Source organism: Actinacidiphila sp. bgisy145, from assembly GCF_057708125.1.
Genome location: NZ_JBYIRL010000063.1, coordinates 21,484 through 38,817, shown reverse-complemented (window position 1 = coordinate 38,817; position 17,334 = coordinate 21,484). Strand labels below are relative to the sequence as shown.

The 17,334-nt window shown below is 74.8% G+C and carries 13 protein-coding genes and 1 pseudogene; 7 read left to right on the top strand and 7 right to left on the bottom strand.

Features of this window, described 5'->3' with window-relative positions; genetic code table 11:
• Positions 1–1,086: pseudogene (locus tag AC3ERT_RS34735) on the top strand (XRE family transcriptional regulator); the annotation flags it as partial.
• Between the two features lie 72 nt (positions 1,087–1,158).
• Positions 1,159–2,205, top strand: coding sequence for a DUF6801 domain-containing protein (locus AC3ERT_RS34730; protein ID WP_435179015.1), 1,047 nt, complete (start codon positions 1,159–1,161; stop codon positions 2,203–2,205).
• A gap of 46 nt (positions 2,206–2,251) precedes the next feature.
• On the opposite strand, the gene AC3ERT_RS34725 is transcribed toward AC3ERT_RS34730, so the two are convergent.
• The 3 genes from AC3ERT_RS34725 to AC3ERT_RS34715 all read right to left on the bottom strand — a co-directional run bounded on the left by AC3ERT_RS34725 (position 2,252) and on the right by AC3ERT_RS34715 (position 6,875).
• Entirely contained in the window at positions 2,252–3,004 is a 753-nt protein-coding gene (locus AC3ERT_RS34725) for a thioesterase II family protein (protein ID WP_335972249.1), read from the bottom strand.
• Between the two features lie 132 nt (positions 3,005–3,136).
• Positions 3,137–4,363, bottom strand: a complete 1,227-nt coding sequence (locus AC3ERT_RS34720; protein WP_435179012.1) for an MFS transporter — start codon at positions 4,361–4,363, stop codon at positions 3,137–3,139.
• Between the two features lie 115 nt (positions 4,364–4,478).
• Positions 4,479–6,875, bottom strand: a complete 2,397-nt coding sequence (locus AC3ERT_RS34715) for a LuxR C-terminal-related transcriptional regulator (RefSeq protein ID WP_435130750.1) — start codon at positions 6,873–6,875, stop codon at positions 4,479–4,481.
• Between the two features lie 478 nt (positions 6,876–7,353).
• Between AC3ERT_RS34715 and AC3ERT_RS34710 the strand changes: the two genes are divergently transcribed.
• From AC3ERT_RS34710 to AC3ERT_RS34695, 4 genes are all read left to right on the top strand, one after another.
• On the top strand, positions 7,354–7,593 hold the full coding sequence (locus AC3ERT_RS34710) for a hypothetical protein (protein ID WP_435130586.1): 240 nt from the start codon (positions 7,354–7,356) through the stop codon (positions 7,591–7,593).
• A gap of 194 nt (positions 7,594–7,787) precedes the next feature.
• The gene (locus AC3ERT_RS34705) at positions 7,788–8,705 is read left to right on the top strand and encodes a TIGR03619 family F420-dependent LLM class oxidoreductase (protein WP_435179009.1); all 918 of its coding nucleotides are present in this window, start codon (positions 7,788–7,790) and stop codon (positions 8,703–8,705) included.
• Positions 8,706–8,962: 257 nt separating this feature from the next.
• The gene (locus AC3ERT_RS34700; RefSeq protein WP_435179007.1) at positions 8,963–9,325 is read left to right on the top strand and encodes an acyl-CoA dehydrogenase family protein; all 363 of its coding nucleotides are present in this window, start codon (positions 8,963–8,965) and stop codon (positions 9,323–9,325) included.
• A complete protein-coding gene (locus tag AC3ERT_RS34695) occupies positions 9,322–11,643 on the top strand; it encodes a phosphotransferase (protein WP_435179005.1) in 2,322 nt (773 codons plus the stop codon). Before AC3ERT_RS34700 ends, AC3ERT_RS34695 begins: the two co-directional genes overlap by 4 nt.
• Before the next feature lie 23 nt (positions 11,644–11,666).
• On the opposite strand, the gene AC3ERT_RS34690 is transcribed toward AC3ERT_RS34695, so the two are convergent.
• The 4 genes from AC3ERT_RS34690 to AC3ERT_RS34675 form a co-directional block, all read right to left on the bottom strand.
• A complete protein-coding gene (locus tag AC3ERT_RS34690; RefSeq protein WP_435179003.1) occupies positions 11,667–12,371 on the bottom strand; it encodes a TetR/AcrR family transcriptional regulator in 705 nt (234 codons plus the stop codon).
• Positions 12,372–12,472: 101 nt separating this feature from the next.
• Positions 12,473–13,636 carry an acyl-CoA dehydrogenase family protein gene (locus AC3ERT_RS34685; RefSeq protein ID WP_435179001.1) on the bottom strand — a complete coding sequence of 388 codons (1,164 nt, stop codon included), beginning with the start codon at positions 13,634–13,636 and terminating at the stop codon, positions 12,473–12,475.
• A 66-nt stretch (positions 13,637–13,702) separates the two neighbouring features.
• On the bottom strand, positions 13,703–14,182 hold the full coding sequence (locus AC3ERT_RS34680; RefSeq protein ID WP_435178999.1) for a DUF4334 domain-containing protein: 480 nt from the start codon (positions 14,180–14,182) through the stop codon (positions 13,703–13,705).
• The gene (locus AC3ERT_RS34675) at positions 14,179–15,807 is read right to left on the bottom strand and encodes a succinic semialdehyde dehydrogenase (protein WP_435178997.1); all 1,629 of its coding nucleotides are present in this window, start codon (positions 15,805–15,807) and stop codon (positions 14,179–14,181) included. The genes AC3ERT_RS34680 and AC3ERT_RS34675 overlap by 4 nt, the downstream gene beginning before the upstream one ends.
• A 241-nt stretch (positions 15,808–16,048) precedes the next feature.
• Here AC3ERT_RS34675 and AC3ERT_RS34670 point away from each other — a divergent pair, with 241 nt between their 5' ends.
• Positions 16,049–17,233, top strand: coding sequence for an oxygenase MpaB family protein (locus AC3ERT_RS34670; RefSeq protein ID WP_435178995.1), 1,185 nt, complete (start codon positions 16,049–16,051; stop codon positions 17,231–17,233).
• Positions 17,234–17,334: the final 101 nt, after the last annotated feature.

Here is a 17,334-nt window from a genome sequence, read left to right as displayed (position 1 = left end):
GCGGCGCTCCGCGGCACCGAGCGGCAGTGGGAACTGGCCGACGCCCAGCGCTGGTTGGGCTACATCGCGCACCACCTGGCCGCCCTGGACGGCGAGCGGCAGGACATCGCGTGGTGGGAGCTGGGCACCAGCATGAGCCGGCTGGCGCGGACCGTGATCGTCGGACTGCTGGCCGGCACGGCCTTCGGGGTGACCGCCGGTGTCGGGAACATCCCGGTGGACCTGGTCGCGACCTCCCACGGCCCGGTGTTCGCGCTGCTGCGCGGCCTGGCCGTCGGGGTGCTGCACGGCCTCGCGGCCGCGGTGCTGTTCGGGCTGGTCTACTGGTACGCGACCGCGCGCGACGGCCTCAAACCGTCGCCGGTGCGGATCAGGTTCACCGGGTGGGGCCGGCGCGGCGGGCGGCTGCGGCGCACCGGCCGCAGGGTCCGGGTCCGCGTCGCGGTCGGCCTGCTGTGCGGGCTGTCGGTCGCCGCCGCGCTGGAACTCATCGACCAGGGCCTCGTCGGGCCGCTCGGGCTGGACGACGGGCAGGGCGGGGGAGCGCTGGCCCGGGTGGTGTTCATCGCCGAACTCGGCCTGGGCGCCGGGCTGGTGTTCGCGCTGACCGCGGTGCTCGAAGCCCCGGTCCGCCCCGAGTCCGTGGTCAGCCCCGCCGACCTGCTCGGCATCGACCGCCGCAACGTCGCCTACCACCTGCTGGTGTGGGCGCTGGCCATCGGCCCCGCCGCCGGCCTGCTCAACGGGATCGTCGACGGGCCGGTACGCGGACTGGAGGTCGGCGTCGTCTTCGGCCTGGAGGCCGCCTTCGGCGCCGGACTCGGATACGGGGTGTGCATGACGGCGTGGGGCCAGTGGGTGGCGCTGTCCCGCATCTGGCTGCCGCTGACCGGACGGCTGCCCTGGGCGCTGGTCTCCTTCCTGGACGACGCCCACCGGCGCGGCGTGCTGCGCCAGGTCGGCGCGGTGTACCAGTTCCGCCACAGCCGCATCCAGAGCCAGCTCGGCCACGCCTTCCGGGAACACCATGGGAAGCGGCGCCCAGCGCGGCAGGACACCGCGCCCGCGGTGGCGCCGGGCGCCTGACCCGCACCCGCCCACCCCGGCCGCCGGGCAGGCACACGACCACGGCCACGCGTCTCATAAGGAGGCAGACCCATGGATTCCAGCTACGGCGCGGGCAGTGCGCGGCGGCGGATCGGATTGGCGGCAGGCGCGGCGCTCACCGCGGCCGGCGCCGCCGTCGCCGGCCCGGGCGCCGGGAGCGCGGCCGCCGCACCGGTGGCCGCGACCCTGCACTACACCTGCACCTTCCCCTACATCGGGGGCCAGCAGATCACCGCGCGGATCTCGGCGGACTTCCCGTCGTCGGTCGCCGCCGGCACCTCCAGCCCCCGCTTCGCCGTGCACGCCGCGGCCGACGTCGACGGTGCCTTCACCGCCGGGCTGCGCCAGGTCCTCGGCGTGCGTGTCATCGAGGGCAGCGTGGACGCGCGGACCAGCGTCGCCGCGCCGCAGGGGACCAGGACCGTGTCCGTCCACCTGGCCATCACGCCCACCACGGTGCCCGCGTCGGGCACCTTCGCCATCCCCGCCACCGGCACCGCCCCCGCGCTCGGCTTCACCGCACCGGGCCACGGCACGGTCAGCGCGGGCGACTTCACCCTGCACCTGGTCCCCGAGGACGCAAGCGGCGACCTCGTTGCGGTCGGCAAGGTCGACGTGCCCTGCACTCTGAACGCCGGGCAGTCCGGCACCGTGGCGGCCTTCCGCGTCACCCCGTCCGCGACGAAGACCACCCCGCCCGCCGCCCCCGGCTCCCCGTCCGCCCCGGGCACCGGCGGCCACGGCAGCAGCGCCTCCACGTACCCCGGCACCTCCGCCCCCGCCACGGCGACCCGGACCCCCAGCGCCTCACCCAGCACCTCACCCAGCACCTCACCCAGCACCGGCGCCAGTACGGCCGCCGCCTCCGGCACCCCGTCCGCCACCGCGTCCGGCGCTGTCCCGGGCACGAGCGGCCCGGGACAGCGCCCGGACACCGCGACCGACGTCGCCGCCGCGGACACCGCGAAGACCGGCAGCAGCAGCGGGCACCTGGCCGCCCTCATCGCGGGCATCCTGGCCGCGGCCGCACTCGCCGCCGCAGCCGCCCTGCGCCTCGTGCCCCGCCTGCGCAACCGCCGCACCGGCGGCGGTGCCTGACGCGTCATCACCGGCGCCGACCCCGTACCCGGGCGCCGGGCCCGGCTCACACCTCGCGCAACCGCGCCCCCAGGACCGCCAGCACACTGGCCGGGTCGGTGTCCAGGAAGAAGTGCCCGCCGTCCATGCCGAGCACCTCGCTGCCCGGGCCGCCGACCCGCGCCCAGCCGCGCATGGCGGCCTCGCCGTCGGTCCGGTCCTGCCGCCCGTACATCGCGGTGACCGGCATGGGCAGCGGCCCGTCGTGCTCGTCCTGCCACAGCTCCGCGAGCCGGATCTGCGCGCGCAGCGACGGGAAGAGCGTCCGCATCAGGGCCGGGTGGTCCAGCACCTCCTGCGGGGTGCCGCCCAGCTCCCGCAGCCCCGCCACGAACCCGTCGTACGGCTCCTCGTGCAGATACGGCCGCTGCTGCGGCCATCGGGGGCTGCGGCACCCGCTGACGAACAGCCGCCGGGTCGCCCCCGGGCACTTCTCGGCCGCCAGCCGGGCCAGTTCGTAGCCCAGCCGCGCGCCGAGGCTGTGCCCGTAGAACGCGTGCGGCCGGTCCAGCAGCGGTGCGAGCGCGGCGAACGCGTCGTCCCGCAGCGCCGGCCACTGCTCGTACGGCTCCTCGTAGACGCGGTGGCCCTGGCCGGGCGGCGCGATCGCGAGCACCTCGACGTGCGGTGCGAGCGCGGCGGCCCACGCACCGAACGCGTGCGGGCTGCCGCCCGCGTACGGCAGGCAGAACAGCCGCACCGGCGCGTGCGCGGGCGGCTCGTCGAACGCCAGCACCCAGGGGTTGCCGGACTTCACCATCTGCGGGCCCTTCGCTGGTCGGCGGCGCCGCCGCGGTGAAGGCCCGCGGCGGTCTCCCGCACCGAACTCGCTCCAGCCTGACGGCTGCCCGCCGATCTTCGCAACCGCCCACGGCACCGGCCGCGGCACCGCTCACGACTCCATGGTGCGCACCTGCCGGTCCAGCAGCGGCAGGACACAGGAGGCGATGCAGCCGATCCCGCACAGCGTGCAGACCTCCCTCGCCCCGGCCGCCCGGCCCAGCGGCCCCGCCAGGAGCTGCGAGAGCGGAATGGCCAGGAAGGACAGCAGGTCGTCGTAGGCGGTGACCCGGGACAGGCTCTGCTGCGGCACCGCCTCCTGCAACGTGCTCTCCCAGGTGATCGCCGCCACCGAGAACCCCAGCCCGCCCACGAACGCCGCGGGCGCCACCACCCACGCCGTGCCGGACCACCCCAGCGCCAGCAGCGGCAGCCCGGCGAGCGCGCCCCAGATCCGGCCGTCCCGCAGCGGCCGCCGGAAGACCAGCCGGACCGCCACCACGCTCATCACCAGCAGCCCCGCCGCCCGCACGGCCTGCACCGCCCCCCACCCCACGGCGCCGTCCTGCCCCATCACCACCTCGGGCCCCAGCACGTTCCACGGGCCGACGTTGAAGGCGTTGACCAGCGCGAAGGACATGGCCATCAGCACCACCCAGCGCAGCGACCTGAAGACCGCCCAGCCGTCGGCGAGTTCCCGCAGGAGCCGCTGCCCCGAGGCCGGCGGCCGGCTCCCGCCGGGCAGGCGCAGGAAGGCCAGCGCCGCCAGCCAGCAGCTCAGGCCGTCCACCGCCAGCGCCCACCCGCCCCCCGCGGTCGCCACCAGCACACTCGCCACGACCGGCCCCACGATCCGTACCGTGTTCTGGCTGCTGGCCAGCAGCGCGTTCGCACGGAACAGGTCGTGGCGCGGCACCAGTTCGGGCACGATCCCGCGCAGCGCCGGCGCGGTGAAGGCGGACACGGCGCCGGTGCCGAAGGACAGCAGGGCGAGCGCGGGCAGGCGGTAGGCGCCCGCGAGCAGCAGCGCGGCCATCCCCGCCAGCAGCGCGCCCGAGATCAGGTTCGCGGCGACCAGCAGCCGTCTTCGGCGCATCCGGTCCGCGACGGTGCCGCCCACCAGCAGCAGCGTCAGGTTCGGCACGATGTTCGCCGCGAGGACCACGCCCAGGTCCGAGGCGCTGCCGGTGGCCTGGAGCACGGCGAGCGACAGCGCCACCGTGGTCATCGAGGAGCCGGCCAGGTCCACCGTCCGCCCCGCGAGGAACCAGGCGAACCGGCCGGTCAGTAACTCCCGTACAGGCGTGGGCAGTTCGCTGGTGCGCACCGTGTCGGTCACGCGCCAAGTATCGGCCACGCCCCGCGCCCAGACCAGGCACGGAACCGGCCCCGCAGGCGGGAAACGGGCCCACTTCGCACCGCCCGGGGCGGCCCGGCCCGGACCGGAACGGTCGCTACCGGGCGCCGCCCCCGGCCGCGGACGCGTCGGACTCCTCGGCGGGCGTGCGCGGAGCCGGCGGGCGGGGGAGCGCGCCCTCGGCGGCCGGCGCGGCGGCGGTGGCCGGCGCGGAGCCCAGGAAGGCGGCGATCTGGCCGCGGCGCGAGCAGCCCAGCTTGTTGAGGATGTGCTCCACATGCGAGTCGGCCGTCCGCTTGGAGATGACCAACTGCTCGGCGATCTCGCGGTTGGACATGCCCGTGCCGATCAGCTCGGCGATCTCCCGCTCCCGGCGGGTGAGGGCGTCCGCACCGGCCGGCCCGCCCGGACCGGCCGGCTGCTCCGGCAGCGGCTCCTCGGCGTCCTCGGCGGCGAGCGTCACCGCCAGCTCGTCGTCCAGCTCCATGCCCTGGCGGAACAGCTCGCTGAACCGCGCCTGCCCGAGCTGCTCGGTGACCTGCGCGACGATCCGCTGGTGGTCCCGGCCCAGGCTCTCCCGACCCCACATCAGTATCACGTCGCCGGCCCGGAAGTAGGCGTCGGCCGCGCCCAGCAGCCAGGCCGCCCGCACCGGGCGCCCGGCGGCCGCGGCCTCCCACGCCAGCACCTCCAGGCAGGTCGCGATGCCGTCGGCCTCGTCCTGCTCGGCCTTGAGGCGGATCGCCCGGCGGATCACCGGCCCGCACTCCGCGGGCCGCCCCTGCACCCACAGCGCCAGCCCGATGAACTCCTGGATGAACGACCGGAAGAACGACTCGCCGCTGGCCCCGAACTCCTTGCGGTACGCCCGGTCGGCGGCCATGGCCCGCTCGGAGTCCCCGGTGAAGGCGGCGATCATCGCGTCGTGCATGTGCACGAAACCGATCCCCAGCTCGTACCCGCTGCGCAGCGTCAGCTCCCGCGAGCGGGCGAAGTGCCCGTCGGCCTCCGCGTCCTGGCCGGCCAGCAGGTGGCCCAGGCCCGCGACCTGGTGCGCGTAGCCCAGCAGCCGGTCGTCGCCGAGCCGGCCGGCCAGGTCCAGCGCCTGCCGGACCGCGTCCTGCGCCGCGGGCCGGTCGCCCTGCACGAACGACAGGTGGGCGTGGTGCGCGAGCGCCTCGGCCCGCTCCGGCAGCGGCCGGCCGACCCGCTCCAGGCTGCGCTGCAACCACAGCCGGCCCTCGCTGAAGCGCGACGTGCACAGCCAGTACGGGACCAGCCGGACCGTCAGCCGCAGCGCCTCCACCGGATCGCCCTGGCCGGCGCCGTGCGCGCGCTCCAGCGCGGTGCGCACATTGGCCCAGTCCCGGGCCAGCTGCTGCACCTCGTCGACCTGGCGGTCGGTGTACGCGGTGCGCTCGAAGGCCGCGGCCGTCTCGGCGTAGTGGGCCAGGTGCCGGTTGCTGGTGGCCTCCTGCTCGCCGGTGCGCTCCAGCCACTCCGCGCCGTACTCCCGCATCGTGTCCAGCAGCCGGTAGCGGACACCCGAGGGGGCGTCGACCCGCAGCACGATCGACTTGTCGACCAGGCTGATCAGCAGCTCGATGACCTCCTCCTGGTAGATGTCGCCGCCCGCGGTCACCTTCTCCGCGGCCGAAAGGTCGAAGGTGCCGGCGAACACCGACAGCCGCGCCCACACCAACCGCTCCTCGGGGGAGCACAGTTCGTGGCTCCAGCCGATGGCGGTGCGCAGCGTCTGGTGGCGCGGCAGCGCGGTGCGGCGGCCGCCGGTCAGCACCCGGAACCGGTCCTCCAGCCGGGCGGCGAGCTGGTCCAGCGGAATCGCGCGCAGCCGCACCGTCGCCAGCTCGATGGCCAGCGGGATGCCGTCCAGCCGGCGGCACAGCGCCTGGACGTCGTCGCGGTTGTCGTCGGTGATCCGGAAACCGGGGACGATGGCCGCGGCCCGCTGGGTGAACAGCAGCGCCGCGTCGCCGGACTCCACGTCCAGCGGCGGGACGGTGAGGGTGTGCTCGCCGGGGACCTCCAGCGGCTGGCGGCTGGTGGCCAGCACCTGGACGTGCGGGGTCTCCCGCAGGATCAGGTCGACCAGCAGCGCGCACTCGTCGACCAGGTGCTCGCAGGTGTCCAGCACCATCAGCATCCGGCGGGTGCTCAGGTGGTCCACGACGGCCGCGAGCGGGTCGCCCGGGTCGCGGATGCCCAGCAGGTCCGCCAGGGTCTGCGGGAGCAGCTCGCCCTGCTGCAGGCCCGACAGCTCCGCCAGGCACACGCCGTCCGGGTACTCCCCGGAGCGGTCGCCCGCCGCGCGCAGCGCGATCCGGCTCTTGCCGACCCCGCCCGGGCCGATCAGGGTGACCAGCCGCACCTCGTCCAACAGGCGCCGGACGTCGGCGAGTTCGGTGTCCCGCCCGACGAAGGAGGTGACCGCGCTCGGCAGCCCGGACCGGATCTGGCCGAATCGTGTGGCCATGCTCACGCTGCTGTACTCCTTAAGCGGTGCGTACGCGGACGCTGACGCATTGCGTTCGGTCCAGGCTAGAGGGTGCGGCTGCCGGGCCGGGGGAGATGGCGCCAATTCGCCGACGGGCGAGCGTCCCTGATCGAAACGGTCCCTCGACGCGCCGATGCGGGCCCGCCACGGACCGTCCGAGGCCGGTCCGGTCCGCGCCTCCTGGACTACCGAGGAGGGAATCCGGCGGGGAGCGCCCGCGATTCTAGGTATACGGATCTCGCACGTGTCGGCGCGGGCCGGGCTTTCCCGTTCGGCAGACTCGTAAGCGGCCGTGCGGAGAAAGCCGTTCGCCGACGGCTTTCCCCGCGTTCCCCTTTTCCCCCGCTACCCCCACCCTTTCCCCGCACCCACCGCCCGCCCGGACCGGCCCACCTGCGCGTCACCCCTCCCGCGCAGGTGGGCCCCGCGCACCGCCGAGCAAAGGACCCCCACCAGCATGTCCGCACTCGTGCCGCCCCCCGCGGCCGTACCACCGAGTGACCCGACTGCACCCCCCGGCGCCGGTGTCTCCGGCGTCCGGCACGAGCCGCCGTGGAGCGGCGGCCCGGGCGGAACCCCCTCACGCCACCTCCTGGTCCTCGCCGGGCGCGGATTCCGCCGCTTCCTCGAACGCGGCGCGCCCCCCGACACCTCGCCGCCCGACGGCCCCCGCGGCGACGCGGCGCCCCTGAACTGACCACCGGCGCCCGTCCCCGGACCGGGCCGGAGGTGGTCGTGGATGAGCCACCCTCAAGGCGGTTGCACGCGTGCGGGCGTCCCCTGGTGGAGGGTGTCCAGTACGCCCTTGAGCTGTCGGCCGTCCGGGAGAAACATGTGTGGGGAGCGCTTCCCGCACATGTTCGCCCACCCCCGACTCGAAGGGCACCACGCATGCGACTGGGCCTGGCCCTCCCGACCTTCGGCGCCGACGCCCACGCGGAGGCGATCACCACCGTCAGCCGTACCGCCGAGGAGCTGGGGTACGACTCGCTGTGGACGGGCGACCGGGTGCTCGCACCCCGCACGCCCAGCGTGCCCTACCCGGGCAAGGACCCGGTGATGCCGCGGTCCTACGAGAACTTCATGGACCCGCTGGTGAGCCTGACGCTCGCCGCCGCCCACACCGGCCGGGTCCGCCTGGGCACCAGCACCCTCAACGGGCTGTGGCACGCGCCGATCATGCTCGCCCGGTCGCTGACCACCCTGGACCTGCTCAGCGGCGGCCGGCTGGACGTCGGGCTGGGCCTGGGCTGGATGCCCGAGGAGTACACCGCGGTCGGCGTGCCCTGGCGGGGCCGGGGCGCCCGGCTGGACGAGACGCTCGACATCCTGGACGCCTACTGGGCCGGCGGCGAGTTCGCCCACGACGGGCCGCTGTTCACCGTGCCGGGGACCGTTGTCGGACTGCGCCCGCGCCAACGCCCGCGGTCCCCGGTCCTGCTGGCCGCGTTCAGCCCCGTCGGCATCCGCCGGCTCGCGCGCCGTGCCGACGGCTGGCTGCCGGTGGGCATGCCGCTGCCCCGCCTTACCGCGCAGTGGTCGGCCATCCTGGACGAGGCGGACCGGGCCGGGCGGGACGGCGCCGGCCTGCGGATGGCGCTGCGTATCAACCCGACATTGACCCGCACGCCCGCCGACCCGGACCAGGTCCCCTCGCAGGGCACCCTCAACCAGTACGTCGCCTACGCGCGCGCCGCCGAACAGGCCGGTGTCCACGAGCTGTTCATCGATTTCCAGCAGACCCCGGCCACCCTCGCCGAGCGGCTGGACCTCGCCGCCCGCTTCATCGACGGCGTCCGCGCCGGCTGACACCGTACCGGGTACGGCGGCCCCCCGCCGGGGGCACCTGGCTTAACGATCGATAGGTCCGGGACGGTGGGCTCGCCGACCGACCAGGTCGCGGCGCGGAGATCCGGAGCGCCGATCAGCCGTATTGCGGTGATATCCCGCGTGATTTCTGGGAGATCGGGCCTCGGCGTATTGACCGCTCGCCCCAGCGGCTTCTAGCGTCTGAACGAGCTGAACGAGCGTTAGGTAGACGCCCCTCCGACAGCCGCGAGGTCCGTATGGCGATCGATTTCACCTTTGAGCCCGATCTCGTGGAACTCCGCGAGCGCACCGCCGACTTCGTCCGGGCGGTGGTCCTGCCGGCCGAGCAGGAGCTGCTGCGCCAGGCCGCCTGGACCCTCGACCAGGGCGGCGGCAAGCACGAGTCGTCCGTGGCGAAGACCTTCACCGCCGAGGCGGTGGGGCGGGTCGTCGACCGCGCGGTGCAGGTGTGCGGGGCGCTCGGCATCTCCGGGGACCTGCCCCTGGCGGCCTACCTGCGCGAGGTGCGGCCGTTCCGGATCTACGACGGCCCCTCCGAGACCCACCGCTGGTCGATCGGCCGGCGCGCCCTGCGCCGCATCGGGACGGCGGACGCGTGACGGCGCCCGCCGCCGGCCCGCTGGCGGGGCTGCGCGTCCTGGAGATCCCGAGCATGGCGCCGACGCCCGCCGCCGCAGGCACTCCGCCCGGCCTCGACCTGCCCGCCCTGTCGCGCTGGTTCGCCGGCCATGTCCCGGACTGCCAGGGCCCGCTGGCGGCGACCGTCCTGCACGGCGGCCGCTCCAACCTCACCTCACGCGTCACCGACGGCCGCAGCTCCTGGGTGGTGCGCCGGCCGCCGCTGGGCGGGCTCACCCCCTCCGCCCACGACGTCGGCCGCGAGTTCCGGGTGATGTCCGCCCTGCACGGCAGCGCCGTCGCCGTCCCCCAGCCGCTGGCCCACTGCACGGACCCGGAGGTGACCGGCGCCCCGTTCACCGTCGTGGCCCACGTCGAAGGACGCGTGCTGCGCTCGCGCGCCGACACCGCCGGGCTCACCCCGTACGCCCTGCGGCGCTGCTCGGACGGGCTGGTCGAGCAGCTCGCCCTGCTGCACGCCGTGCCCCACCCCGAGGTCGGGCTGACCGGCTGGGGCCGCCCCGAGGGCTACCTGCGGCGCCAGCTCGACCGCCGGCGCGCTCAGTGGGAGCTGGTCGCCACCCGCCCGCTGCCCGAACTGCTCCTGCTGCACGAGGCGTTGGACCGGGCCTTGGACCAGGCGGTGGACAAGGCACCGGGCACCGCGGGGCGGCACGGGAGCGGTGCGACGATCGTGCACGGGGACTTCCGCGTCGACAACACCATCCTCGACCCGGCCGACATCGGGCGGGTGCGCGCCGTCGTGGACTGGGAGCTGTCCACCCTCGGCGACCCCCTCGCCGACCTCGGCACCTTCCTCGCCTACCGCGACCCGGCGGTCGACGCCCTCCTGGGCACCCCCGCCGCCACCGCCCCCGGCTTCCCCGGCCCGGACGAACTCGCCGAGCGGTACGCGCTGTTCAGCGGCCGCGACCTCAGCGCGCTGCCCTTCTACCGGGCCCTGGCCCACTTCAAGATCGCGGTGATCGCCGAGGGCGTGCACGCCCGCCACCTCAAGGGCGTCACCGTCGGCGACGGCTTCGCGGCGCGGGCGCGTCGGTGCCGGCCCTGGTCCGGGCCGGACGCGCCGCCCTCGGGCGCGGACGGTGACCGGCACCCGGCCCGCGCACGCGCCGCGCCGGACCGTAGGACGGCCCCAAGGCGCCGGACCACCCCGGCACGGCACCCCAGGAAGGCAGTAGCCCGCATGGAGATCACCGCCGCACTCTCCCGCCACCCCGAGCAGCCGTTCTTCCTCGAGACCGTCACGCTCGACGCGCCCCGCGAGGGCGAAGTGCTCGTCCGCATGGCGGCCAGCGGCATCTGCCGCACCGACCTGCACTACCGCGCCCTGCTGCCGCCGGCGAAAGGCCCCTACGTCCTCGGGCACGAGGGCGCCGGCGTCGTCGAGGAGACCGGCGCCGGCGTCACCGGCATCCACCCCGGCGACCGGGTTGTGCTCAGCTACCGGCACTGCGGCGCCTGCGGCACCTGCCGGGCCGGCCACCCCGCCTACTGCGCCCGCCTGGGCCGGCTCAACGCGCCCGGCCCGCGCCCGGACGGCACCCCCACGCTGCACCAGGACGGCACCCCGGTCGCGGGCGCCTTCTTCGGCCAGTCCAGCTTCGCCACCCACGCGCTCGCGTCCGCCGGCAACACGGTGGTCGTCGCCCCCGGCACCGACCTGGTGACCGCCGCGCCGCTGGGCTGCGGGGTGCAGACCGGCGCGGGCGCGGTGCTCAACGTGCTGCGCCCGGCGCCCGGTGCCCGCCTCGCCGTCTACGGCGCCGGCGCGGTGGGCTGCGCCGCGCTGATGGCCGCGCGCGCCGCCGACGCCGACACGATCGTCGCCGTCGACCCGGTACCGGGCCGGCGCGCCCTGGCGCTGCGGCTGGGCGCGACCGCGGCGCTCGACCCGGCCGGCTGCGACGTCGTCGCCGCCGTACGGGACCTGACCGGCGGGGGAGCCACCCACGCGCTGGACACCACCGGCAGCCCCGATGTGATCGCCCCGGCCGTACGGGCCCTGGCGCGCACCGGCACCCTGGTCCTGGTGGGCCTGGGCGAGCCGCGGCTGACCCTGGACGCCGAGGACCTGCTGTGGGGCGGCAAGACCGTGCGCGGCTGCGTCGAGGGCGACGCCCGCCCCCAGGAGTTCATCCCGCGCCTGCTGGCGCTGCGGGCCGCCGGACGCCTGCCGCTGGAGGAGATCGTCACGCCCTACCCCTTCGCCGACATCGACCGGGCCGCGGCCGACTCCCGCTCGGGCGCCGCGGTCAAGCCGGTCCTGGTGTTCTGACCGGCCGTCACGTCCGCCGGGCCTCACACCGCCCGTGCGGTGCGGGCGCGCGGCGCCGGCCGCACCCGCGCCCCCACCGTGCGCAGGGCGATCGCCGCGTAGCGGTCGGCGATCTCCGCCGGCGGCAGCGGACCGCCCTCGCGGTACCAGCCCGTCACCGCCTGGCACATGCCCAGCAGCGCCCGGGTGGTGTCCGGCGCCCGGTCCACCTCGAACAGCCCCTGCGCCACGCCCTCCTCGACGATCTCCCGCAGCAGGTCCTCCAACTCCTTGCGCAGCGCCGCGTACTTCCGGCGGTTGGCCGGCTCCAGGTAGCGCAGCTCGCAGTCCAGCCCCGCCGTCGCCACCCGGTGGGTCATGTGCAGCACCACGCACTCGACGACGTTGGAGAACCGCTCCAGCACCCGCCCGCCCGCCTCCGCGTCGGCGAGCCGGGCCCGTTGCAGCACCTCGCCCACCGCGCCTTCCAGCAGCGCGACGAGCAGCCCCTGCTTGTTGGCGAAGTGGTAGTAGATCGTCGGCACGGTGATGCCCGCCCGGCGGGCGACGTCCCGCACGGAGGTGCCGTGGTAGCCGTGCTCGCGGAACTCCGCCAGCGCGGCCGCCAGCACGGGATGCAGGTCCAGCGGCGCGAACTCCCGCCAGTCGCCGACGGGTCCGGCCGGGTCCGCGGCAGGGGCCGAAGCCGTGTCCGCCCCGGACCCGCCGCCGGTCGTCTTCGTCGCCATGCGCCTGCTCCTCGTCGCTGCCGGGCCGACCCGTCGCGACGAAGTCTAGCGAACGTTAGGTAGCTGTCGTAGTGGTCGAAGGGGCGGCAAGGGCGCCGGTGCTACAGGCCCAGGTCGCGGCCCACGATCTCCTTCATGATCTCCGTGGTGCCCCCGTAGATGGTGGAGATCCGCGAGTCGAGGTAGTCGTGGGCGATCCGGTACTCCAGCATGTAGCCGTAGGCGCCGTGCAGTTGAAGGCAGCGCCCGACGATGTCGACGTACCGCTCGGTGGCCCAGAACTTCGCCGCCGCGGCGTCCACCGCGCTCAGCTCGCCGCGGGAGTGCCGCCCGAGCAGGTCGTCGACGTAGGCGCGGCCCACCCGGGCGGTCGTCACCATGTCGGCGAGCTGGAACCGGGTGTTCTGGAAGGACCCGATCGCCTGGCCGAACGCCTTGCGCTCCTTGACGTACGCCACGGTGCGCTCCAGCACGCCCTCCATCGAGGAGACCGCGCCGGCGGCGATGGAGATCCGCTCCTGGGGGAGGTTGCGCATCAGCGCCTTGAAGCCCGAGCCCTCCGCGCCGAGCAGGTTGGCGGCGGGCACCCGCACGTCGGAGAAGAACAGCTCGCTGGTGTCCTGGGCGTGCAGCCCGACCTTCTCCAGGTTGCGGCCGCGGGAGAAGCCGGGGCGGTCGCTCTCCACGACCAGCAGGCTGATCCCGCGGTGCCGGTCCGGGCCGGTGCGCACCGCGGTGACGACCAGGTCGGCGTTCTGCCCGTTGGAGATGAACACCTTGCTGCCGTTGACCACGTACTCCTCGCCGTCGCGGACCGCGGTGGTGGCGATGCCGGCCAGGTCGCTGCCGGTGCCGGGCTCGGTCATCGCGACCGCGACGACGAGGTCCCCGGCGGCGATGCCCGGCAGCCACCGGGCCCGCTGCTCCTCGTCGGTGAGGTCGGTGAAGTAGGGGATGACGATGTCGTTGGACAGCGAGATCCCCGCCATGCCGTCGGAGACCGGGTGCCGCGAGAACTCCTCGCCGATCACGGCGTTGAAGCGGAAGTCGCCGACCCCGGCGCCGCCGTACTCCTCCGGGATGGAGAAGCCGAGGATGCCCGCCCTGGCGGCTTCCCTGAACAGCCAGCGGTCGACGCGGCCCTCCTGCCGCCACCGGTCGGCGTGGGGCACGGCGTGCTTGTCGACGAAGGCGCGCACCGTCTCCCGCAGGGCCTCGTGGTCGTCGTCGTACAGGGAGCGCCGGGCGGTGATCACATCGGTCATCAGGACTCCAGATCCGGGAGACGGGAGACGGGAGACGGGAGACGGAGGGGTGAAGGCCCGGGCGTGTCACTCGCGTTCCAGCCCGAAGTACAGCAGCCGCCCGTCGGCGGGCGCCCCGGCCCGCTTGCCGTTCATCACACCCATCAAGGTGCCCTCGTCGAGCTGCTTGAAGTGGTCGAGCACCGGCATGCCGTCGTAGACCATCGTGGCGGTCACCTCGCCGCGGAACTCCACGTTCCACAAGCTGGCCTCGCCGCGGCCGCCGGCCGTGTCGGAGTACAGGCTGCCGTCGCCGGCCCGGCAGATCAGCGGCTTGGCGTCGTCCAGCGCCAGGAAGTGCTTGCCGTGCCAGCCGCTGCGCTCCAGCACGCCCTCCACCGGGTGGCCGGTGGGGAAGACGAAGCCCCGCCACGCGCCGAGCACCGCCTCGGCCCGCACCACCGCGAGCCGCGCCCACAGCGCGTCCAGCTCCCGCGGCCGGATCGGACCGGTGGCGGCGCGCAGCGCGAGCCAGCGTGCGCGGACGGCGCGCTCGGCGCCGCTCACCGCGCGCCCAGCCGGCGCAGCAGCGCGAGCCGGCCGTTGGTGCGGCGCACGAAGTCCGCCACCGGCTTGCCCGGCGGCGGGCCGAGCGGCATCAGGCGCTGCTCGGCGAGCGTCTGGCCGTCGGTGAACTTGCGGATGCCCTCGGCGCCGTGGCGCCGGCCGGCGCCGCTGTCGCGCATGCCGCCCATGCCGGCCTCGATGCTGCCGGCCGCCGCGGCGGCGCCGTCGTTGATGTTGACCGCGCCGCACCGCACCAGCCGCGCCATCCGCCGGGCCGCGCGGGTGTCCCTGGACCAGATCGACGCCGACAGCCCGTAGTCGCCCTGGTTGGCCAGCTCCACCGCCTCGGCGTCGGTGGCGTAGGAGTACAGCGACAGCACGGGGCCGAACGTCTCCTCGGCGCACACGGCCATCGCGGGTGTGACCCCCTCCAGGACGGTGGGCTCGTAGGCGAGCGGTCCGACGTCGGGCCGGGCCCGCCCGCCGGTCAGGACGGTCGCGCCCTTGGCGACGGCCTCCTCGACGTGGGCGGTGACGGACGCCAGCTGCGCCGCGGAGACCAGCGGCCCCAGATCGGCGCCGTAGTCGTAGCCCTGGCCCAGCCGCAGCGCGCGCGTCGCCGCCACCAGCAGGTCGCGGAAGGCGGCGTGGACGCAGGCGTCCACATAGACGCGCTCGGTGTGGATGCACATCTGGCCGCTGTTGGCGAAGGCGGACGCGACGGTGCCGGCCGCCGCGGCGGCGAGGTCGGCGTCGGCGCGCACGATCAGCGGGTTCTTGCCGCCCAGTTCCAGCGAGGCGCCGACCAGCCGGCGTGCCGCGCGCTCGGCGACCACGCGGCCGGTCGCGGTCGAACCGGTGAAGCAGACGAAGTCGGCGCGGTCGACCAGCGCCGAGCCGACCACGGGCCCGTCGCCGGTGACGACCTGCCACAGACCGGCCGGCAGACCCGCCTCGGCCATCAGCGCGCGCGTCCACAGCATCGTCAGCGCGGTCTGCTCGTCGGCCTTGGAGACCACCGCGTTGCCCGCGCACAGCGCGGGCAGCACGTCGCCGACCCCGAGGTAGAGCGGGTAGTTCCAGGGGGAGACGATGCCGACGACCCCCTTGGGCACTCGCGCCTCCACGACCCGGGTCAGGCCGGGGACCATCCCCCGTACCCGGCGCGGCGCCAGGTAGCGCGCGCCGCGCCGCGCGTAGTGCCGGGCGATCGCCGCGACCTGGGCGACCTCCTGCCAGGCGTGCAGCCGCGCCTTGCCGGTCTCCCACTGGATCAGGTCCAGCACCTCCTCCTGCCGTGCCAGCAGCAGGTCGTGGAAGGCGAGCAGCAGGCCGCGGCGGCGGCGCGGGGAAGTGGCCGCCCACGTGTGCTGTGCGGCCCGGGCCCCGGTGACGGCGGCCGCGACGTCCTGCGGATCGCACGCGGGGACGGCGGCGGTCGGCGCCAGGTCGTACGGCGCGAGGGCCGGCGCGCAGGTCTCCGCCTTCCGTCCGGGCCGCGCGCCGTCCCGGCAGATCCACCCCGTCCACCGGGCGATCAGCTCGTCGCCGACCCACGCGGGGCGCGCGCCGGGCGCCGCCCGGTCCGCAGGCGCTGGGGCCACCTGGTCCTGTTCCGTACTCATGCGGGCTCCTCGAGGTACCGGACCGGTGGGGCGGCGGTGCGTCGCGCCACTGCGGGAAACAGCGTCGAAACACATCTTGCCGTCCCCGACACAGCTCGCTATGTTAATCGAAAATCGCGTCGTCGGACAACCTTGAAGTGCGCTGGTTCCGTCCGAGTCAGCGGCTAACCGGCCACGGTTCAAGGCACTGCCTGGCTGCCTGGAGGTTGGTAAGTAAATGGAGAATCTCAGTAGAAGGCGCATGCTCTCAGTCGGTGCCGCCATGGGCCTGGCCGCCGTGGGCCTCAACGTCCCCCGAGCGTGGTCGTGGTCGTCCGCCGGCTCGATCGCCAAGACCGACACGGTCACCGACCCGTTCACCGTGTGGGACCCCGCCGCGGACCAGGTGGCGGCCCAGATCCTGGCCGACGGCGCGACCGCCTCGGTCAACACCGCCTGGCAGAAGTGGGTCGACAACAGCGACGCACTGCCGTCCGGCATGCCGAGCTACGTCACGTCCTACCTGCAGGGCGTCAACAAGGTCCCCTCGTGGGCCGACCCGACCCTGCTCGCCGCGTCCGAGGAGCTCTACAAGCGGATCAGCCTGTACCTGTTCCTGTCACTGAGCCTCGGCAGCGGCATCCTCAGCACCGTCATCCCGCGCGAGGCCCGCGCGGTCTACTGGTCCGCCGGCGGCGCCGACATGAAGGCCCGCGCCGCCAAGACCTTCACCTTCGGCTACGACATGGCCGCCGCCGACGCATGGAGCCCGGACGGCCACTTCGTCGTCACCGCGAACAAGACCCGCCTGGTGCACGCCACCGTACGCAACCTGCTGCCGACCTCACCGCAGTTCGCGGCGAGCGCCGACCAGCCCTCGCCCATCAGCAACGGCGACATCCTGCGCACCTTCCACTCCACCGGCACCTTCACCCACCTGAACCTGGCCAAGTGGAACATCAAGCTGTCCACCGCCGAGCAGAACGCCGACCTGCACGCCTGGCAGGTGGCCCTCAGCCTGCTCGGCGTGCAGGACCAGTTCATCCCCGCGGCCTGGTCCGACGCCGTCGCCCAGGCCGAGCAGATGCTCTGGCCCGACCTCGCCGCCACCACCGAGGGCAACAGCCTGGCGTCCACCCTGCTCGGATACGTCGAGACGCCCGTCCTCGGCGTCGACACCGGCTTCGTCAGCGAGATGGTCCGCTACCTCATCGGCGACACCTACGCCAACTGGCTCAAGCTGCCGCACGACCTGGTCTCCCGCGGCATCATCGAGATCGGCTGGCCGCTGTACGTCGCCTTCCGCGAGGGCACCGCGGGCGTCCCGCCGGTGAACTACTACCTGTTCGACCAGTTCATCCGCGGCGTCGCGATGCTCTTCCTCAACAACGGCACCTCGGCGACCCAGACGCCGATCGTGCTGCCGTCGGCGAACCGGCCGTCCTGAGCCGCTCGCCGCAGCACGCAAGGCCGTGAAGGCGGCGCCCCGCGGCCAGGGGCCACCCGGCCGCGGGGCGCTCGCCGCTTCACCCCCGGCCGCTGCACCCC